The sequence below is a fragment of the Corynebacterium maris DSM 45190 genome (genome assembly GCF_000442645.1).
Lineage (GTDB): Bacteria > Actinomycetota > Actinomycetes > Mycobacteriales > Mycobacteriaceae > Corynebacterium > Corynebacterium maris.
The window spans coordinates 1,435,594-1,455,685 of record NC_021915.1; the positions used below are offsets into that span (position 1 = coordinate 1,435,594).

Annotated in this window: 17 protein-coding genes, 1 pseudogene and 1 riboswitch; of the genes and pseudogenes, 5 read left to right on the forward strand and 13 right to left on the reverse strand. The window is 65.0% G+C overall.

The annotated features are described in order from the left end of the window. Positions 1–461: 461 nt before the first annotated feature. Complete coding sequence (locus tag B841_RS06735; protein ID WP_169466574.1) at positions 462–1,550, forward strand: hypothetical protein; 1,089 nt, start codon at positions 462–464, stop codon at positions 1,548–1,550. Between the two features lie 77 nt (positions 1,551–1,627). Here the strand turns inward: B841_RS06735 and gndA are convergent, their stop codons facing one another. Then, on the reverse strand, positions 1,628–3,085 hold the full coding sequence (gndA, locus tag B841_RS06740; RefSeq protein WP_020934736.1) for an NADP-dependent phosphogluconate dehydrogenase: 1,458 nt from the start codon (positions 3,083–3,085) through the stop codon (positions 1,628–1,630). A 170-nt stretch (positions 3,086–3,255) separates the two neighbouring features. Here gndA and B841_RS06745 point away from each other — a divergent pair, with 170 nt between their 5' ends. Further along, positions 3,256–3,690, forward strand: coding sequence for a PaaI family thioesterase (locus B841_RS06745; protein WP_020934737.1), 435 nt, complete (start codon positions 3,256–3,258; stop codon positions 3,688–3,690). On the opposite strand, the gene B841_RS06750 is transcribed toward B841_RS06745, so the two are convergent. From B841_RS06750 to B841_RS06755, 3 genes are read right to left on the reverse strand one after another with little or no spacing between them, the layout of a single operon-like run. Continuing rightward, on the reverse strand, positions 3,687–5,165 hold the full coding sequence (locus B841_RS06750) for an alkaline phosphatase D family protein (RefSeq protein WP_245561082.1): 1,479 nt from the start codon (positions 5,163–5,165) through the stop codon (positions 3,687–3,689). The genes B841_RS06745 and B841_RS06750 overlap by 4 nt on opposite strands. Then, the gene (locus B841_RS13350) at positions 5,083–5,562 is read right to left on the reverse strand and encodes a PhoD-like phosphatase N-terminal domain-containing protein (protein WP_169466577.1); all 480 of its coding nucleotides are present in this window, start codon (positions 5,560–5,562) and stop codon (positions 5,083–5,085) included. The genes B841_RS06750 and B841_RS13350 overlap by 83 nt, the downstream gene beginning before the upstream one ends. Positions 5,563–5,620: 58 nt before the next feature. Beyond that, a complete protein-coding gene (locus B841_RS06755) occupies positions 5,621–6,664 on the reverse strand; it encodes a magnesium and cobalt transport protein CorA (RefSeq protein ID WP_041631799.1) in 1,044 nt (347 codons plus the stop codon). An 89-nt stretch (positions 6,665–6,753) separates the two neighbouring features. Between B841_RS06755 and B841_RS06760 the strand changes: the two genes are divergently transcribed. Continuing rightward, positions 6,754–7,365, forward strand: a complete 612-nt coding sequence (locus B841_RS06760; RefSeq protein ID WP_020934741.1) for a class I SAM-dependent methyltransferase — start codon at positions 6,754–6,756, stop codon at positions 7,363–7,365. Between the two features lie 71 nt (positions 7,366–7,436). Here B841_RS06760 and B841_RS06765 read toward each other — a convergent pair whose 3' ends face one another. Further along, complete coding sequence (locus B841_RS06765; protein WP_020934742.1) at positions 7,437–8,786, reverse strand: NAD(P)/FAD-dependent oxidoreductase; 1,350 nt, start codon at positions 8,784–8,786, stop codon at positions 7,437–7,439. Positions 8,787–8,928: 142 nt separating this feature from the next. Between B841_RS06765 and B841_RS06770 the strand changes: the two genes are divergently transcribed. Continuing rightward, positions 8,929–10,200 carry a class I SAM-dependent methyltransferase gene (locus B841_RS06770; RefSeq protein WP_041631800.1) on the forward strand — a complete coding sequence of 424 codons (1,272 nt, stop codon included), beginning with the start codon at positions 8,929–8,931 and terminating at the stop codon, positions 10,198–10,200. A 4-nt stretch (positions 10,201–10,204) separates the two neighbouring features. Here B841_RS06770 and B841_RS06775 read toward each other — a convergent pair. The 5 genes and pseudogenes from B841_RS06775 to B841_RS14120 form a co-directional block, all read right to left on the reverse strand. After that, positions 10,205–12,324 (reverse strand): annotated as a pseudogene (locus tag B841_RS06775) (bifunctional hydroxymethylpyrimidine kinase/phosphomethylpyrimidine kinase). Further along, the gene (thiM, locus tag B841_RS06785; protein WP_020934746.1) at positions 12,321–13,115 is read right to left on the reverse strand and encodes a hydroxyethylthiazole kinase; all 795 of its coding nucleotides are present in this window, start codon (positions 13,113–13,115) and stop codon (positions 12,321–12,323) included. The pseudogene B841_RS06775 and the gene thiM overlap by 4 nt, the downstream one beginning before the upstream one ends. Beyond that, positions 13,105–13,209: riboswitch (TPP riboswitch) on the reverse strand. (Overlaps the previous gene by 11 nt.) A 201-nt stretch (positions 13,210–13,410) precedes the next feature. Continuing rightward, positions 13,411–14,772: an MFS transporter gene (locus B841_RS06790; protein WP_041631801.1), complete on the reverse strand. Its 1,362-nt coding sequence runs from the start codon at positions 14,770–14,772 to the stop codon at positions 13,411–13,413. Positions 14,773–15,640: 868 nt separating this feature from the next. After that, positions 15,641–16,336: a YceI family protein gene (locus tag B841_RS06795; protein ID WP_245561029.1), complete on the reverse strand. Its 696-nt coding sequence runs from the start codon at positions 16,334–16,336 to the stop codon at positions 15,641–15,643. A 17-nt stretch (positions 16,337–16,353) separates the two neighbouring features. Continuing rightward, a complete protein-coding gene (locus B841_RS14120; protein WP_404825432.1) occupies positions 16,354–16,758 on the reverse strand; it encodes a hypothetical protein in 405 nt (134 codons plus the stop codon). Positions 16,759–16,776: 18 nt separating this feature from the next. Between B841_RS14120 and B841_RS06800 the strand changes: the two genes are divergently transcribed. Further along, a complete protein-coding gene (locus tag B841_RS06800) occupies positions 16,777–17,160 on the forward strand; it encodes an RNA polymerase-binding protein RbpA (RefSeq protein ID WP_041631802.1) in 384 nt (127 codons plus the stop codon). 63 nt (positions 17,161–17,223) lie between these two features. Here B841_RS06800 and B841_RS06805 read toward each other — a convergent pair whose 3' ends face one another. Genes B841_RS06805 through B841_RS06815 form a run of 3 tightly spaced genes read right to left on the reverse strand, consistent with a single transcriptional unit; the run spans position 17,224 to position 20,092 of the window. Next, positions 17,224–18,114 (reverse strand): polyprenol monophosphomannose synthase, encoded by an 891-nt coding sequence (locus tag B841_RS06805; RefSeq protein ID WP_020934751.1) that lies wholly within the window; start codon positions 18,112–18,114, stop codon positions 17,224–17,226. A gap of 2 nt (positions 18,115–18,116) precedes the next feature. Continuing rightward, positions 18,117–19,604 carry an apolipoprotein N-acyltransferase gene (gene lnt / locus B841_RS06810; protein ID WP_020934752.1) on the reverse strand — a complete coding sequence of 496 codons (1,488 nt, stop codon included), beginning with the start codon at positions 19,602–19,604 and terminating at the stop codon, positions 18,117–18,119. Next, positions 19,604–20,092: an FxsA family protein gene (locus tag B841_RS06815; protein ID WP_020934753.1), complete on the reverse strand. Its 489-nt coding sequence runs from the start codon at positions 20,090–20,092 to the stop codon at positions 19,604–19,606. Before B841_RS06815 ends, lnt begins: the two co-directional genes overlap by 1 nt.

Sequence of the window (20,092 nt, forward strand, 5' to 3'; positions counted from 1 at the left end):
CCGCCGCTTCTGGCCACCCCAGGCGCGCCGGGAAGTCACCGACCTGGTGCGCACGATGATCGACGCCGGCCTGCTGTGCGGACCGTGGCACAGCACGTATCTCATCGAACCCAGACGCTACGACCGAAAGAAACAAGTGCCTTTCCAAGCGGTCGTCGACCAAGCGGTGACCTTCCAACGTTCCGGGCACTGGACCCCGCAGACAGGGGAGGTGTACCCGGTCCTGCTCACCGACCACCGACCCGACCTGTGCGGCACCCCGCTGACACACCCCCGCACCTGGCCGATGACCGCACCCGACCTACAGGCCGTGCTCGACGCCGCCGACGCCCTCGACCCAGACGAGACCATTGATATCGACCAGCTGGACCACGCCGCGATGGACCGCATCACCGCACACACCGGCCTACTACCCCAAACCCTGCTCTACCTGCTCAACCGCGCACCCGGCTACCACGGCTATGAAGCCATGGAAGAGCACCCGAGACCTCTTCGGCTTCTCCACGACACAAGCCGCAGCCGTGCTCATCCAAACCCGGGAACTACGCGGCCACTGGGACAACATCGTCTGCGCCACCGTCCCCGCCGACGACCCCACCTCCTTCCTCCACGGCACACCCGACGCCGACGCAGTCATCTCCTACTGGCACCAAGAGTTCGGCGCCCCAGCCATACGCCTGGCAACCTCGGACTACGCCGCCATCAAAACCACCTGGCACATGACCGAGCACCTGTTCATCGACCTCCTCACCCCGGTGCAACTGTCCCACCTCCCCGAATACGTAAGCCTGCGAGACTTACACGCCTACCTGTCCACACTGCTGCAGCTCATCCAACTACGCTCCTGGAACACCGACGAAAGCGCCTTCCTCGCCGCGAAACTCCAGTGGCTGAAAACCCACGCCACAGAACACACCGTCGGCAACGACGACCTCCACGCCGCAGAACTCGGAACCGACTACAACGACCCCAAGGTCCACACCCTCACCGACCCCTTCGACCACGGCATCCGAGCACTGCTCGAAGGACACCTCGACGAGTTGATCGCCGACCTCGACCACCCGGCGAACACCCACGGCTGCCCCTGGGACCCCCGCACCAGCGCACCCGACACCGTACGAGCCATAGAACAGCGCTACGACCTCCCCGAAGAGTCCGCGACCTACTACCTCCAGCTGCTGGCACCGATAGAACCCACCGACGCCAACATCCGCGCCTGGAACGACTGGCGCAACAAAGACATTGACGCAGCCGCCGCACCACTGGTGGACAAAAAGTTGATACTGGAAGCCAAACGCCCCGGGGCCCGCCGCAGCAGGTTCCTCCCCGGCGGCTGGCTACCAGCGGCACCCGGCTCCAAAGCCACAGAGGTCTGGAAGGCGCCGCTATACCTGATGTGGCGCGACACCAAAGCACGCCCCGTGGTGTGGGCCAGCCCCTTACTCTCCACCCACCGACGACTCTTCACCGATGCCTGGCAACGAGTCCGCGACGGCGACGCGCCGGGATACGAACAGTTACGCACCGACCGTTACCGGCGACGTCACTGAACGTCCACACCCCAGACACAGAAACCCCCTCACCCAAGGCGCGCCGGGTGAGGGGGAATGCAGGGGAGAGGTGAGGCTTAGACCTCGATCTCGGAACGGTCGCCGGACCACAGGGTGTGGAAGGTGCCTTCCTTGTCGATGCGCTTGTAGGTGTGTGCACCGAAGAAGTCGCGCTGGCCCTGGACGATGGCGGCCGGCAGACGCTCGGCACGCAGGGAGTCGTAGTAGGCCAGCGAAGAGGTGAACACCGGCGCCGGCAGGCCGAGCTGCGTGGCGTAGAGGACGACCTTGCGCCACGGGTCGATCAGATCCTTGAGCTCGCCGTTGAAGTACGGGTCAAGCAGCAGGGAGGGCAGATCGGAGTCGTTGTCGTAGGCCTCGACGATGCGGTTGAGGAACTTTGCGCGGATGATGCAACCGCCACGCCAGATGGTGGCCAGGTCACGGGGGTCGACGCCCCAATCGTGTTCGTCGGAGCCGGCCTGGATCTCGTCGAAGCCCTGGGAGTAGGCCACCAGCTTGGAGGCGTACAGAGCGAGGCGGACGTCCTCGATGAACTCTTCCTTGCTCAGGCCGAGGTCTTCGAACGTCTTCAGGGCGCCGGTGGGCAGCTTGCCCTTGGCGGCGGCGCGCTGGTCCAAGGAGGAGGACAGGGCGCGGGCAAAGACGGCTTCGCCGATGCCGGTGGTCGGCACGCCCAGGTCGAGGGCTTCCTTGACGGTCCAGCGGCCGGTGCCCTTCTGGCCGGCGGCGTCGAGGATGACGTCCACGAGCGGCTTGCCGGTCTCGGCGTCGACCTGGCGCAGCACCTCGGCGGTGATCTCGATGAGGTAGGAATCCAGGTCGCCCTTGTTCCACTCCGCGAAGACGTCGGCGATCTCCGCCGGCTCCATGCCCGCGCCGAAACGCAGCAGCTGGTAGGCCTCGCCGATGACCTGCATGTCGGCGTATTCGATGCCGTTGTGCACCATCTTGACGAAGTGCCCGGCGCCGTCCGGGCCGATGTGGGTCACGCACGGGGTGCCGTCGACGACGGCGGCGATCGATTCGAGCAGCGGGCCGAGGGTTTCCCAGGACTCCTTCGGGCCGCCCGGCATGATGGACGGGCCAGTGAGGGCGCCTTCTTCGCCGCCGGAGATGCCGGCGCCGACGAAGTGGCGGTTGCGCTCGCGCATCTCCTTCTCGCGGCGGATGGTGTCGGTGAACAACGCGTTGCCGCCGTCGATGATGATGTCGCCGTCATCCATCGCGTCGGCGAGCTGGTTGATGACGGCGTCGGTGGCCTTGCCCGCCTGGACCATGATGATGGCCTTGCGCGGGCGTTCCAGGGAGGCGACGAAGTCCTCGACGGTCTCGGAGGGGAGGAAATCTCCCTCGGAGCCGTGATCGGCGATGAGCGTGCGGGTCTTTTCCGGGGAGCGGTTGTAGACGGCGACGGTGTGGCCGCGGGAAGCGAAGTTGCGGGCGAGGTTGGAACCCATCACTGCGAGTCCGACGACGCCGATCTGGGCGAGTTGTTCGTTCTGGGAAGTCATGTCTCAAAGTCTACGCACCGGGGGCGTGAGCGTCAGCCAGGGACACATAAAGGTGCTATCTTTTGGGGGTGGCGCGGGGCCCTCCGAGAAGCAGGAGCCCCACCTGTCCTGGCTGACCCCATGTGGATGGCCCGTCATTACCCTGACCGCGGTGCAGTAGCCTCAAGGCCATGAAGCTAGATGAGATCTTGACGGCCGCGGCCCGTGCCCCTTTAAACAACGGCGCGCTCCAGCAGCTCAACGAGGCCACCGCCGGACTCGACGCGGCTTTGGGCATCCGTTACCTGCACGTCGCCCATGGCCGGGTGCGCACCGCCCTGCACGTCGCCTCCCACCACCTGCAGCCGGCGGGCCTGGTCAACGGCGGCGTCTACTGCGCCCTCGCCGAATCAACGGCCTCCCTGGCCGGCATGGTCGCCGCCGGTGGCCCCGTCGTCGGCATAAACAACGACACCGATTTCATCTCCGCCGTCAAGGCCGGCGTCATCGAGGCGGAAGCCACCCCGATCCAGCTCGGCCGCCGTACCCAGCTCTGGCAGGTCGAGATGCACCATCGCGACAAACTCGTCGCCCGCACTACCCTGCGCACCATGCCCGTGAACTAAAGGTCCGTCCGTGGGGTAGGGCGCACCACAAAACCGTGGTGGTTCACCGGATCAATCTGGTGCGGAAAACGCGGGGGATCGACTGAGGTGTCTTCCTCGCCCCACACCACCAGCTGTTGCCCCAGGATTTCCGCAGAGTCCGGCGTGCGCTTGTCCTGCCACCAGAACTCCGCCACCACCCGCTCCCGCGTGACGTCCAAGATCCCGTAACCGTGATCCACCCAGTCCAGGTACTGACACGCGTAGTTCGCCCGCAGGAAACCCGCCTCCGCCACCCGGGTCAGGGCAATCACCGCGGCGCGGTCGTCGTCGCCGTCCAACAATTCCTCAGGCAACACCGCCCGGTCGTCGTCGCTGAGCAGATCAATCACGGTCTGTCCGGCGTCCTTGACCATGTCCGGCAACTCCTTGGCCAACGTGTCGTCGACCCCGCCCCGGCCCATCGACGACGCCGCGAATTCCACCGCCACCGACTGCCGCCGATGCTCGCCCTGCGGCGCACGGCGCAACGCCCCGGCGCGCAGATTCCCTGGCTCCGCGCCGTGTCGATCGCTGTACCCGATGGGACCGGCGTCGTAGCCTTCTTCCAGCGCGGTGTCCGGGACAACGTCCGAGGCCAGGTTTCCGTGGGCGTCGCCGGTGACCATGACGACGTTGCTCACCGTCTTCATCTGTTCGATGAGCAGTTCCCGCTCCGACTGGAAGTCGGTCCACCGGGAGATCCCCAGATGCGGCACACCCCGCGACTCCAACGGGTCGGGGACGCCGTTGGTGGTGAACCACGCCTGGTTCAGCACGAACTTCCAACTCGTCCCGCGTTTCTCTGCCGCCTGCAGGCCATCCACCAACCACTCGTATTGCTTGCACCCCAGCAGGGAGGAGCTGCCCACGTGCGAGTGGTCGTGGTCGATTTCGTATTCCGGTAATCCCGACTGCGCGTCCATCGCCCATATTTCCACCAGGTCGCCGATGCGCAGTGAGCGGTAGATGTATTTCAGGGTTTCCGGCTCGGGGTAGGAATGGTCGTCGACGAGCAGCCACTCGCCGGAAGCGTCGCCCTTCGTCGGGCGCGTCGGCGTCCATTCCCAAAACGCCCGCATCGTGTCCTCGATGGTGACTGTACGGGGGACGTTCACGTCGGGCACCGAGAGCTGGTTCTCGCCCAGCGTCGTCAGGTCGTGGTTGTCCCACACCATGAAAAAGGGGTGGCTGCGGTGGGCGCGCCGTAAATTCTCGTCCGAGCGCCACAGCGCGTAGCGTCGGCGCATTTCCGCCAGGGTGCGCCAATTCCGGTTGTCCGGATGCGCGGTGTGCTCAAACCCCACCCGGGAGCGCACCAGTTCGCCGGAATCCGGGAAGTCATAGACGTAGTCGCCCAGGTGTACGACCAGGTCAATGTCCTTCCGCTGCGCCAGGTGACCGAAGCCGGAGAAGTACGACGACCACCACGACGAACAGCGCAGCCAGCCGCAGATGCTCCGGGTCTTCGGGCAAGGTCCGGGTTTTGCCCACCTCCGAAGCTTTTCCTCGGTGCGAGAAGCGGTAGAAGTACGTCGTGCCCGGCTGCAGGCCGGTGACGTCGACTTTGACGGTCCAGTCCCGGTGCCGGGTGGCCTGCTGCGCGCCGGCGGCGACCACGTGCTCGAAGCCCGTGTCGGTGGCCATCTCCCAGTCCACGGTGCGGGGACGCCGCCCACGGGCGGTGTGCCGGGTCCAGATGATCACACGGTCGACCAACGGGTCGCCGCTGGCGACGCCGTGCGCGAAGGGCAGCTCGCCGCCGAGGGGATAGTCCGACCGGGCGGTGGTCCCGTCGACGGGGCGGGTCGCCGCCCACCTGGCCGCGGCTACCGCCCCTGCAATCGCCGTCACCGCCGCACCCGCCACCATCGCCGAGAAATCTTCATGGCCCCGAGCCTACTGAGGAAATCTAAAGCCATTTGTTGCGGCGGAACAGCCACCACAACACGGCGATGACCACCACGATGATTGTCAGCACCACGTAGTAGCCGTATTCCCACTGCAATTCCGGCATGACTTCGAAGTTCATGCCGTAGATCCCGGCGATCAGGGTGGGCACCGCCGCCATGCCCACGAATGCGGAGATCGTGCGCATGTCCCGGTTCTGCTGCATGGTCACCTTCGCCACCGACGCGTCGATCAGGGAGGTCAGTCGTTCATCGAATCCGGCGATCTGGTCTCTCACGTGCAGCTCATTGTCCAACACGTCACGGAAATAGGAGCGGATCTGCTTCGGGATGAGGTCCTTGTGGTCTTTGATCAGTAAATTCAATGCCGGCGCCAACGGGTCGGTGGCGTGGCGCATCTCCAGGACTTCGCGCTTGAACATGTAGATCTTGTCCACGTTGATGTCGACGCCGGGGGTAAACACCTCTTCCTCCAACGTGTCCACCTCGTGTTCCAGCAGGCCCACGATGCGCACGTACTGCTCGACCAGGTAGTCGGCGACCAGGTAAGACAGCGCGGACGGGCCCAGCCGGGCGAGTTCCTGGTCGCGGTCGATGCGGTTGATGCCGGGCAGGGTGGAATCGTGCCGGACGGTGATGATGAAGTCCGGGCCGACGAGCATCTGCACTTCGCCGAGGGTTTCGATGACGTCGCGGGAGTCCCGCACGGTGTCGTCGTCGTTGTATTCCACGGAGCGCACGACGAAGAAGATCTGGTCGTCGTAGCGTTCCACCTTGGGCCGCTGGTGGGCGGTGACGGCGTCTTCGACGATGAGTTCGTGGATCCCGAATTCTTCGGCGACGCCCAGCATCTGGCGCTCGTCCGGTTCGTGCAGGCCCAACCACACGTAGCCGCCCTGTTCGCGAGCCATCCGCACCGCTTCCGCAGGGCGGTATTCGCCACGCTGCATCACCCCGTCGACGAAGACGCGGCAATGCTCGATGGCGCGTTCGACCGGCACTCGCAGGGGAGTCTCGGAGCGCTTCGATGGACGGGGTGGAGGCATGGACGTTCCTTCGCGTATCCGGGAGTGGCGGGCAGGAGCCGTAAGGGCGAGAGTCCATGGTAGTTCTTCCTCCGGCTAAACTCGGGATCATGGCCACCTGGAAAGAAGTCACTGAGCAAAATCCGTCGCATTCCGAGAATTACGCCCGCCGCTGGAAGATCATGGAGTCCCAGGGACAGGATATCCACGGCGAGGCGCGGCTCGTCGACGCGATCGCGGAGCGCGAATCCCGCATCCTCGACGCCGGCTGCGGCACCGGCCGGTTGGGCGGATACCTGATTGAGGCGGGGCACACGGTCGTCGGCACCGACCTTGACCCGGTTCTGATCGGGCACGCCGAACACGATCACCCCAAGGGCACATGGCACGTCGGCGACCTGTCCCACGACGAGATCCCGGAAGGCGACTTCGACGTCGCCGTCTCTGCGGGCAACGTCATGGGCTTCCTCGCCCCGGAGGGCCGGGAGACCGCGCTGCGCAACATCCACGCCGCCGTCAAGCCGGGCGGGCGCTTCATCGTGGGCTTCGGGTCGGGGCGGGGCTGGGACTTCGCGGATTTCATCGCGGACGCGGAAAAGGTCGGCTTCGTCGTCGATTACCGTTTCGGCGGGTGGGACCTGAGCCCGTTCGACGATTCCTCCACCTTCCTGGTGACGCTGTTTTCCCGCCCGGGGGTCACGGGCGGCAGCCTGCTGGCGTAGAAAGCACGCCTCCCTCATTAACGACGAAGGCCCTCCGCCGCGGATGGGGGAGGGCCAAGGGGAGAGGGCCGTTAGGCTTCGTCGAGCAACTCGAGGGCGGCTCGCCCCTTGCGCTGCTGCTCCGTGGTGTTGAGGGCGAAGCGGTTACGAGAGATGGCGTTGACGGCCCAGTTGACCATCGACACGATCTTCGCGCGGGTGCCCTGCAGGAAGCCGACGTGAATGATGAGCCAGCCGAGCCAGCCGAGGAATCCGGTGAACTCCACGTTGTTCATCTTGATGACGGCGTAGAAGCGTTTGACGATGGCCATGGAGCCCTTGTCGAAGTAGGCGAACTGCTCCGGCTCCTGGACCTCCTCGTCATTGGCCTCAGCCTCGACAGCGTCGATGATGCGTTCCGCGGCGTACTCGCCGGACTGGATGCCACCCTGCGCCAGGCCGGGGGTGCCGTTGCCCATCATGTCGCCGGTGACGAAGACGGTCTTGTCGTCGCCGACGGTCAGATCGGGGTTGACCACGACCCGACCGGCGCGGTCGACCTCGGCGCCGAGCTGATCCGCGACCATCGCGCCCAGCGGGGAACCGGCCACACCCGCCGACCAGATCTTGAAGTCCGTCTCGATCGTGACGTCCTCGCCCTTCTTGGTCTTGTAGGTGACCGAGTTCGCGTCGACGTCGGTGACCATGGCGTTCAGCCGCACGTCCACCCCCTCAGCCTCCAGCGCACGCTGCACTTTACGTCCCAGACGCTTGCCGAAGGGCGGCAACACCTGCGGCGCGCCGTCCAGCAGGATGATCTTCGCGTCCCGCGGGTTCAACGTGGTGAACTGATCCTTGGAGCTGCGATGCGACAACTCCGCGAACTGACCGGCCAGCTCCACGCCGGTGGGGCCGGCGCCGACGATGACGAACGTCATCAGACGCTCGCGCTCGGCGGGGTCTTCGGTCAGCTCGGCCATCTCGAAGGCGTGCATGAGCGAGGAGCGGATTTCCAGCGCGACGTCGATGGACTTCATGCCCGGCGCGAACTCCGCGAAATGATCGTTGCCGAAATATCCCTGGGTCGAGCCGGCGCCGACGACGAGGTAGTCGTAGTCGAAGGAGGTGGAGACGTCGTCCAGCTCGGAGGTGACGGTCTTCGCGGTGGTGTCAATGTCGGTGACCTCACCCTTGATCACGCGCACGTTGTTCTGCTTGCGAAACAGTTGACGCAGCGTCGGGGCCACCTCGGACGGCTCCAGCAGGCCGGTGGCCACCTGGTACAGCAAGGGCTGGAAAAGGAAATAGTTGTTACGGTCAATCAGGGTAATGTCTACGTCTGCGTCGGCGAGGCGCTTCGCGGCGTAGACGCCGGCGAAACCACCGCCGACGATGACGACGTGTTTCCGGTTACTTTCTGCGCGAAAGTTTTTTGAAGTCATTCAGCATTGCTCCTTCACTAGCGTGCTTGACTCTAAAATTTTGTTTATCGAGTTGCGGCGTTTCAGTCGGCTCGACGAGACGGCTTTAATAATACGCTGGTTCTGTTTAGAACCTCATTCCTGGTTGTAGGAGGCTGGATTTGTGAGTCGGGATCACCTGCTGGCGATTGACGCGGACCAATGGCCCGGCGTCGCCCAGCCGCCTTCTGCCAGGCTGCGGGCCAGGGTAGCGGAGGCATACTTCGCCCGAACCGTCGATAAAGCCGGGTTAGACTTGCTCGATGATCCGGACCTGGTGATCGACCACGAGGAACTCTTTGACCGTGTCGCGGTGTCTGGTTGGCTGGGTCTGGCTGAATCATATATGGCGGGGGAATGGCATACCCGGGATTCTGACGCCTTGGTGGATGTTTTGCAGGCTCTGATCTCTGCGGGGTACCGCCCGCGCGTCCGGCAGGTGCCCGTGGGGCGGAAGGAGGGGGAGCTGCCGTCGGAGTTGATCCGGCAGTTCTCCGGCGACGGCATGAGCGCCTTCGGGGCGGTCTATGCCTCGGGTGTGCCGACGACGGTGCGTGAATCGGTGCCTAGCTATGTTCCGGGCGCCGGCAGAGGAAGTGAACCGGCGAAGCATTTCGTCGACGTGACGACGGTGGCGGAGCCGACCTCGGTCGAACGCGCCGACTTGGGTGACGGGCAACGTCGGGCCGTCGAGAAGCTTCTCGACGCCGCTCAGGTCACCCGCGGCACGCACGTGCTCGAGTACCCCTCCTCGGGTGGGGAGGTGGCGATCGCCGCCGCTCAGCGGCGCGCCGCCGTCGACGTGCTGACCGGGGACCCGAAGCTGGCGTCTGCGCTGGAGGAGCGGATGCTGCTGGCCGGCGTCGACGAGGCCGTCCACACGGAGCTGGTGGACGACCCGCGGGCGTGGCGGGGGAGATACGACGCGATCATCGGCGTCGAGACCCTGGAAACGCTCGGCGGGCGCCAGCGCGACGCGTATGTCCGCGGCCTGGACCGGTTGCTGGCGATCGGCGGGCGCGCGGCGCTGCAGACGGTCGTGGCCACCGAGGAGATGACCGCCGCCGGCGCTGCCGCGCCCCAGGCGCTGCGGGCCTATGTGTGGCCCGGACTGAACTTTGCGACGGTCGCCGAATTACACAAGCTCTTCGACCGGCGCACCGGACTGCGCATCACGGCCCAGGTGCACTCCAACACCCACTACCTTGAGACGCTGCGCGCCCAACGCTCCTTGTTTGAAGGACACCTGCGCGAGGCCGCCGCCGAGGGTTTCGACCAGGTCTTCCGCCGACTGTGGGTCTTCCAGTTCGCCGTGCGCGAAGCACTGTTCAACCTCGGGATGTTAGACGCCGTGCAATTGACGCTGCGACACCGCAACCGCGGCGGTCACCGCTGAGAGATCAGCCGCGCTCCGCCTGGTCGAAGAACTCACACTCGTGCAAGGTCGAGAGAACGTACGCCCGGTGCGCCTGCGCACGTTGAGCCTTTGTGGCGGCGGCGAGCAGTCGTTCGGTGCGATCGACCGCGGCCCGGGCGGCTTCGAGAAAATCCGTTCCCGAATACATGTCCAACCAGTCGTGGTACGGGTGGTCGGGGTGATCGCTGTCCGCCAGCCGCAGGCCGACTTCCGCATACAGCCAGGCGCACGGCAGCACCGCCGCGGCGCCGACGACGTGGTCACTGCCCAAGGTTGTGGCGAGCAGATGGTCAGTGTAGGCCAGGGTGATCGGGGAGATGTCCTCGTCGCGCAGTTGCGCCCCGGCCAGCCAGGTCTGCTGCATCTCGCGTTCATCGACGATGCAGCCGGCGGCCATCTCGCCCCAGGCGACGATGCCCTCCGGCTCCGGGGAAGTGCGTGCCAGGTGCGCCAACGCCCGTCCGTACCGGATGAGGTACGCCGAGTCCTGCGCGAGGTAGAACTCGAAGTGTTTTTGCGACAGGGTGCCGTCGGCCAGTTTCCGGATGAACGGCAAGGCCATGACCTGTTCGGTGACGTCGCCGGTGGCCTCCCAGAGCGCGGCGGTGTGCGGCCCGGCGGCGGGAATCTGCGGATCCCCGGCCGTGCCGGTGGCGCGCCACGGCCGGGAGCTGGCCGCCTCCTGGAGGCGGCGGGCGCGGTGGAAGTGGTCGACCGGCCCGTTTCCTTGTCCGACCTCCAGCTGCGCGGCATGGGTGATGGACTCGTGCAGCCAGTGCGTGGACCAGCTCAGGGCGTCGGTGATCTCGGCGCCGGCGCCCAAACGGGTGGCCAGCGCAGAAGACAGCGAGCAGCCGGTGCCGTGGGTGTGCGGTGTGTCGATCCGCGCGCTGGGCACGCGGTGAACGCGGCCGTCGGGGGAGACGACGGCGTTGTCCGCCCGGGGCCCGGTCAGGTGCCCGCCCTTGACGATGACCGTCGTCCCGTGCTCGGCGGCGAAGGCACGGGCATGTTCGATCGCTTCCTCCAGGCTCGTGGCCTGCTCTGTGCCGGTCAAGGTGGCCAACTCCGGGAGGTTCGGGGTGATGACGTCGACTCGGGTGGCGAGATCGCGGACGGCGTCTTCCGCTTCCTTCGCCAGCAGACGATCACCGCTGGTGGCGACCATGACCGGGTCGAGCACGACCACGGCGTCCGGCACCCGTTCCAGGAACTCCGAGACCACCTGCGCGACGTCGGCGCTGCCGAGCATGCCGATCTTGACCGCGTCGACCTGCACGTCCGAGACGACCGACTCGAGCTGCTCGCGCAGGAAATCAATCGGCGGGGTGTGGATCGACTGCACCCCGGTGGTGTTCTGGGCGACGAGTGCGGTGACCACGCTCATCCCGTAACCGCCCGCGGCGCCGATGGCCTTCAAATCGGCTTGGATTCCGGCGCCGCCGGTCGGGTCGGTGCCGGCGATGGACAAAATGCGGGGGATCAACGGTATGCCTCTTTCAATAATTCTCGGGCGGCGGCCGCGGGGTCGGCGGCGCCCATGATCGCGGAGACGACGCAGATGCCGTCGACCCCGTGGATCGTGTGGGCGTTGGCGGCGTCGACGCCGCCGATGGCCACGGTGGCCATGTCTTCTGATCGGGCCGCCCAAGCCGCGACGGCCTCCGGCCCGACCCCGGCCGGCGCGTTGGTTTTGGTGGTGGTCGAATACACCGGCCCGAGCCCCAGGACGTCCGGTCGGCGCCCGGGAAGCGCGAGTGCGGCGTCCAGCTCGGCGTCGGAGCCGACGGACAGCCCGATCAGCTGATCTTCGTGGAGGAGCTCGCGTGCCTGGGCATATGCCACATCGTCCTGCCCGATGTGCAGGTGGGTGCGAAATTCTGCGGCGATGTGCGCGCGGTCGTTGAGAAACAGCGGCACCTCGCCGAGGATCTCGAGCAGCTGCTCGGTGGTGCGGCGAAACTCGTCGTCGCCGGCGTGTTTGTCGCGCAACTGGACGACGCTGACCCCGCCGTCGAGGGCTTGGGCCACGGTCTCCACGACGTCGCCGCCGCCGATGACCGGGTCAGTGACCAGGTACAGGCTCCAGTCGACGGGGCTCATCGGGTCTCCTCCACGCTGGTGAGCTCCCGCATGCGCTCCGGGGTGACGGCGGCAATGGCGTCGAGCCAGGCGACGGCGAAAGACCCCGGACCGTGTGCCGTCTCCGCGGCGATCTGGGCGGCGGCGCCCAGGTGCGCGTGTGCGGTGACGACGGCGTCGTGCGGGTCCATGTCGAGGCTGGCATAGGCGGCGCACAGCGCCCCGAGGGAGCAGCCTGTGCCGATAACCTGTTGCAGCATGGGCACCCCGGAGGTCAGCCAGGTGCTGCGTCCGGCGGAGACGGTCAGGTCCCGGGCGCCGGTGACGGCGACGACGCCGCCGGTGCGGGCGGCGAGGCTTATCGCAGCGTCGAGCGCGTCGTCGACGTCGATGGTGGCGTCCACGCCTCGGGCGGTGTCTCCCATTCCGGCCAGGGCGACGATCTCGGAGGCGTTTCCACTGATCACGTCAGGTTTATCGGCGAGGATGGACGAGCAGAAGTCGCCGACGGCGTTGGGGGCGCCGGCCCCGATGGGATCCAGCACCCACGGTACGCCCGCCTCACGGGCGCCACGGATCGCCTCGCGGGAGGCGACGTATTTCGCGGCGTGCGGGGTCCCGGTGTTGACCAATACCGCAGAGGAGTTCTTTGCGAACGCGGCGGCGTCTTCCGGGGCGTCCAGCATGGCGGGGGAGGCGCCGGCGGCCAGCAGGACGTTCGCGGTGGTCTGCATGACGACTTGGTTGGTCAGGCAGTGAACCAGCGGGTTCACTTCACGCAGTTTATGGGCATGACGATATAAGTCTTCCAAGGACAATTCCTTCGCTAGTGCTAGCTAGAGCAGGTTCGATGGGTGTGATCTCAGCAGCGCCCGAGAATCGGGCGATGCACCCCAATGTCACTGATCTAGTGTATCTATCTGACCGTCTCACGGGAATGGCGGGGTGGATCCTTAGTTTCGCCAATTGACGAAATGAAGAGGAGGGGAAGGTGGGTTCAGGAACGGGGGAGCAGCCCCGCAAGGGTCGAAAAACACTGATCCCCGAGCCGGTCAGGAAGATCGGCGTCGGGGATTATTCAGCGCTTAGGGACGGTGCCCTGATCCGTTAAATCGTGGTCATGTCGTCGTCTTTTGTTTCACGCATGACGATGATCGCGATCAGGGAGACGACGGATACGGCGACCAAGTACCAGCCGACGGCCTGCACCCCGAATTGCGCGGCCAGTGCCGTGGCGATGAAGGGGGCCACCGCCGCGCCGAGGATCGACGAGACGTTGTAGGCGATGCCCGAGCCGGTGTATCGGACATTGGTGGGGAAGAGCTCCGGCAACACAGCGGCCATGGGGCCGAAGATCATTCCCATCAAGAACATGCCGATGGCCAGAAACGCGGTGACGGTGCCCATGGTCGCTTCGCCCGGCTCCAGGAAGAAGCTGAAAGTGAAACCGAAGACGATGATGGCCGCCGTCGTCCAGAACAGAGTGGGTTTGCGGCCCCAATTGTCCGCGAGCCAGGCGGCGACCGGAATGCCGAGCATGAACAAAAAGATCGTCAGCAGTTGAATCTGCAGGAAGCGGAGGTAGGGGATTCCCAGGCCGACACCGGCGTCGGGATCGGCGATGCCGAAGGACAGTATCCAGGTGGTGACCAGGTAAAACAGGGTGTAGGTGCCCACCATGACGAAGGTGCCGGAGAACAGGGCCTTCCACGCGGTGCGGAAGACTGCACTGAGCGGGGATTTGACCTTCTTGCCGGTGTTGGCCGCCTCCTGGAAAACCGGGGTTTCTTCGAGCTTGACGCGCACGTACAGGCCGATGAGCACCATGACCGCGGACAACAGGAAGGGAATGCGCCAGCCCCATTCCATGAAGGCGCCGGTGGTGTCACCGAGCTCGTAACCGAGTAGGGAAACCAGGACGAGGAAGAGTCCGTTGGCCAGGAAGAAGCCGAACGGGGCGCCCAGCTGCGGCCACATTGCGGCCTGGGCCCGCTTGCCGGGGGCGGCGTATTCGCTCGACAGCAGTGCCGCGCCGGACCATTCGCCACCCAGGCCAAGACCCTGGCAGAAGCGCATCACGGCCAGCAGTGCCGGCGCGATGAGGCCGACCTGCGCATAGGTGGGCAGTAAGCCGATGATGAAAGTGGCGATGCCCATCGTCAGCAAAGCGCCGACGAGGGTGGCCTTTCGGCCGACCCGGTCACCGAAGTGACCGAAGACGACGGAGCCGAGCGGCCGGGCGATAAACGCCAGGCCGAAGGTGGCGAAGGACTGCAGCAGCGCCACGGTGGAATTGTCGGTGTTCGGGAAAAACAGGTAGGGGAACACGGCGACTGCGGCGGTGGCGTAGGCGTAGAAATCGTAGAATTCGACGGTCGTGCCAATCGTCGAGGCAAACGCCACCCGACGACGGTCTTGAGCCGTCGGTTCCGGGGAGGCCACCCGGCTTTCGCCAGTGGTAATTGACATACGGTCCCAACTTTCTCAGTGATAAGAATGATCACGCTTTAGCGAAAGAAACATTACTTTCCCAAATAGTGGGAGTCAATATTCACTATTTGGGAAATTCCCGTCGTGGCGTAGAACCGCATGACGATGGGGAGATGCTGGACTACCCAGCGAGAGGCAACGGGCAGACAGTCCCGATTGCCGAGTTTGCGATGATGGGCGCGTCGGGCGCACGGCGGGCGAGACGTCGACCCTGATGCGGGAACTCTCTGCGAATGTCCGGCCACGCAAGGTACGACGCCCGAAACACGGACGTGCGGGCCAAGCGGCCAGACATCAGGCGACAGGCCTGCGCGCGGCTGGCGCCCGGGCAGGGTCGTAGCCGCGGTGAGCGAGACATCGAGGCGGAATGGGCTTCATGTGACGCGACGTCGATAAGCCTGCCCGATGGGGTGCAGGGTCGCCAGTTAATCTGACATAATGTACATTATCGGACATTTAGGCCAGCAGGTTCGACAGCGCACAGCCTGGGCCTGCAACGCCATGTTGACGCTCCGTGACCTGACCCCTCAAGCGCTTTCCATCATGCCGGGCCCTCCGTCACTGTCACCGTCGTCGCCACGAGCGCTTCAGCGCTCGATCACTCCCACGGGCTCGCGCGGACGTCGACAAGTTTCTCCTCCCCGCACATGCGACTGGCCCCGCGAACGAAATTCGTTCGCGGGGCCAGCATTCTCAGGATCCCGGCGATTTCTCAGGATACGGCACGCATGCGCCTTACGTCGCGCCTCCGCCCCCAAAGCCCGTTTGTGTCTGATTTTTCAGGGACGGGAACCCACCTTAATTCCGTCACGTGACGTTAATCGACGAGGTTTTCCTATACCGCGATTTATTCTTGTCCGCCCTTACTCAGCGCCACTCGGATGTTGATTTCGCCCTCGTCGGCGATATCGGCGGCGATCATCTCCGGAGACTCCACTCCGTATTCATTGCGATCGATGACCACGTCGCCGGAGACGATGATCAGTTCACCGTCCCGCAGCACCTGAAAAGGCTGCACGACCTCCTCGGTGTTGCCCTTGATGGTCAGCTCGCCGGTCAGCTCCACCTCGCCGAGGGTGCCGTCGTCCGGGACCTCAGAGAGGTCGGCCGGCTCGGTGATCTCGAAGGTGGCCTCCGGGTAATCGTGAGTCTCCAGCAGCTTGTTGCGCACGTTCTCGTCGCGCACGTCCCTGTCGGTGACGATATTGGTCAGGTCGACCACGATCTCGCCGGCGGTCAACGCGCCTTCTTCAACGGTCACAGCCCCGGAGACGTCCTGGGTCGACCCCGACGTGCGGGTGCGCTCCCCCGGCAACACCTCGTCGAACGTAAATCCGACCGACGACGTGTTCGGCGGACGGCCCTGCGCGACCGTCCACTCGCCGTTGACGTCCGTGGTGGCAGGTTCGGCATTCTCGGCGTTGACGGGTTCGGTGCGTACACCGGGCCCCATGACCAACGCCACGACCATGGGAACCAGGGCGAACAGCGCCAGGCCGACGATCAAAACGGAGAATACCGTGATCACCAGCTTCTGATTCATCAGGAGCTTTTTCATTCTTACCTCAGTTTCTCAATACGTTTGGCCAAGTGAACCAGCTCATCACATAAGTCTCGAATCTCACCCGCGGAGGCGCCCTCCGAGCTGGCCGTGGCGATATCCTCTGCAGCGCAGCGGAGCTCAAACAGCTCGTCCTTCAAAAGTTGGTATCGGTCTGGCTGCATGATAACCGAATCGGGCGAAATTGTGGAGCCTGATAGGGAAACGTTATTCCTTTGGGTGTAAGCCCGTTGCCTGCACGAGGCGCGACAAAATTTCCGCGGCCGCCCCCGGCCACTCTGCGCAATCTCCACCCCACACCAGGCACACGTCGCAGGGGTAGCATTCACATCCGATATCCTAGCCCACGGGAACAAACACTCCCCTATCCGCGTTATACTGTTAGACCTACACTCCACTTCCATTGAAAGGGATGATGACGCATGGCAGACCGCGTTCTCCGTGGCAGCCGAATGGGCGCCGTCAGCTACGAGACGGATCGTGACCACGATCTCGCTCCGCGCCAGATGGTCAAGTACCGCACCCCCTCGGGCGAAATCTTCGACGTGCCGTTTGCTGACGACGCCGAGATCCCCGAGGAGTGGCTGTGCAAGAACGGCCAGGTGGGCATCCTCATTGAGGGCGAGGGCGTCGAATCGAAGCCGGTCAAGCCGCCGCGTACGCACTGGGACATGCTCCGTGAACGTCGCACCATCGAGGAACTCGACGTTCTGCTCGAGGAGCGACTGGACACGTTGCGCAAGAAGCGTCGCGCCGCTGCTCGTCTCCTGAAGGAGCAGCAGGAAGCCGAGGCCGCCGGAAAATAACCCCGGCCCCACAAAAGAAAAGCGCAGGGAACTCCCTGCGCTTTTCTCATTGCCGCACGTGGTTTATTTCCGGACTTTCCGATCGATCTCGTACTTCGCCAGCTTCCCCAATTCACCGGCCAGATCAGAGACGAACGTGGCGGCGTTTTTGGCTTTGGAGCCGAGGCCCGCCAGCGGAGAATGGCGATACTCGTAGGCCGCCAGTCTGCCCAGCTCGGAAGCCAGCTCGGTGGCCTGGGTGGTGTGATGCTGAGCACCCCACTTGGTGACCTCCACCAACGAGTCCTTGACGAAGCTGCCGTCCAGCTTGGACTCACCGATCGCACGCTCGGTGAAGGTGATCGGCACCTCCCGGACGTCGAAGCCGGCCTCGACCGCGCGGTAAGCGAGATCCACCTGGAAGATGTAGCCGGCGTCGGACAGCTCGGCCAGGTCAATGCCCTCCAGGACCTCCCGGCGGATCGCCCGGTAACCGGCGGTCATGTCGGTCAGTCCGGTCCCCAACGCCACCGAGATGTACAGATTGCCGCCCTTGGACAGCAGGAAACGGTCGCGCGGCCAATCCACGACCTTGCCACCCTCCACGTAACGGGAGCCGATGACCATGTCGGCTCCGTCCTCGATCTGGTCCAGCAGGCGGTGCAGTTCTTCCGGGGCATGGGAGCCGTCAGCGTCCATCTGGCAGAGAACGTCATAGCCGCGCTCCTTCCCCCACTCGAAACCGGCGAGGTAAGCGCCCAGCAGACCGTCTTTCTTCGTGCGGTGCAGGACATGGATCTGGTCGTCGTCGGCGGCGAGCTCGTCGGCCTTGCCACCCGTGCCATCGGGAGAATTGTCGTCGACGACGAGGACGTCGACCTGCGGCGCTGCGTCACGGACTCTCCCCGTGATCAGCGGGAGGTTCTCCAGCTCATTGTAGGTCGGGATGATGACCAAGGTGCTGGGATTGTTCACGGCTATTCGCTCCTTAGAGACCTGCGACGGTTCGTCCACCAAGCGGCAAGCACGAGGAACAAACCAATAATTATCAGGGCCAACTGTACCTTCTCCCCGTGGCGGACGGCGAACGTCACCGAATCCCGCAACGGCAGCGTCTCCTGCAGGACGGCGGGTTCGAACAGGTTGGTGTCCTGGGTGACGGTCCCGTCCGGGTGAACGATCGCAGAAGTGCCCGAGGTGGCGGCGACCACGACGGCGCGGTCGGTTTCGATGGCACGGAACCGGCTCATCGCCAACTGCTGATACGTCTGGTCGGTGAACCCGAAGGTCGCGTTGTTGGTGGGCGTCGTCAGAATCTGGGCCCCGTCGAGCACCGCCGTGCGGTACGCGGGATCGTAGGCGACCTCATAACAGGTGGCCACACCGACGGGCAGACCGCCCATGTCGACCACGCCGTTGCCGTCGCCGGGGACGAAGTTGCCGGCGTAGTCGACGAGCTCGGAGAAGTTACGGAAGAAGTCACGGTAGGGCATCCATTCCCCGAAGGGAACGAGAAAACGCTTGTGGTGGTCCTCCCCTGGCCCGGTGACCGGGTCGAATACCTGCATGGTGTTGTAGGTGCCGTCCTCGGCGCCGGTGATGGTGCCCACCATCACCGGCGCGTCGATGGCCTGCACCGCTTCATCGACGATGGCGCCGGCCTCCTCGTTGGTCAACGGGTTGACGTCGGAGGAGTTCTCCGGCCAGAACACCAGGTCGGGCTCGGCGCCGGAAGCGGCCAACTCCTCGGTTACGCGGGCGTGATTGCGCAGCACGGCACGCTCTTGGGTGTGGGTGTCGAGGCCCATGCGAGGAACGTTGCCCTGGATGGCGGCGACGTCGACGGAACCGACGGTGGCGTCCGGGCGGTTGACGCCGATGCCCGCGATGAGCCCCAGGATCAATGGGGCGATGACCGCGCCGGCCGCGATGACCCTGGTGCGCCGGTAATACAGTCCCGTCAGGCCGGCGCCGACGAGTACGGCCGCCAGGGTCACCAGCGCCGGGCCACCCCAGACAGACAGGTTGACCAGTGGCCCGTTGACTTGCCCCCAGGCGAGCCGTACCCAGGAAAAGCCGCCGAAGGGCATGGAGCTGCGCAGGAATTCGACGGCGACGTAGAAGAACGGGAAGGCCAGGAATCCGTAGCGCCACCGGGCGATCCACACGCCCCCGACGCCCGTCAATAAGGCGTAAATCGCGCAGGCGATGCTCAGGGCGACATACGGCACCGCGCCGACGAACTCGCCCACCCACGGCAGCAACAGCAGGTACAGGATGACGGAGTGGACGAAAGCGATCAGGGCGCCCGCCCAGAGCTGGACCCTCCGGCCCCAGGGCACCAGGCAGGCGTACAGCAGGCCGACGCCGAGGACGCCCGCGACCCACCAGCCGAGCGGCTCATACGAGGCGTAGGTGATGAACCCGGAGACCGCCGCGGCGAGTAACCGGAGGAGCAGGTGCACTACTGCGGGCCCTTCTTGAAGTCATCGGGTGAGAGGTTGTCGGTCCACTCGCGGATTTCCTCTTCGTCGATGACCTCCGCGGATTTCGGCTGCGCGGGAGAATCTGCGTCGGCGAAGGTGCCGTACTGCGTCTTCATGGAGGACATGGGGGAATGTTCGTAGATGCGGGTGCCGAAGTCCTCCAGCTTGGCAGTCAACCGCTTCGCCGCCGCCCCGCGCACCAGTTCGCGGGTGGGCGGGAAGATCAGCAGCAGGCCGAGCACGGAGGTGGCGTACCCCGGGATGGAGCTTAAGACCGTCGCGACCATGAGCAGCCCCAGGCTGCCGACGGAGCGGGCCCGGCGGATCTGCACGCCGGCGAGGACGCTGCCCAGGAACATGAGGGCGAACATTGCGAAGAAAGCCCCCCAGAACCCCAGCCAGGTCGACACCGCCCAGAAAGCGACGGTTTCGAGCATGATGTATGAGAACACCAGAAGAATGGGCAT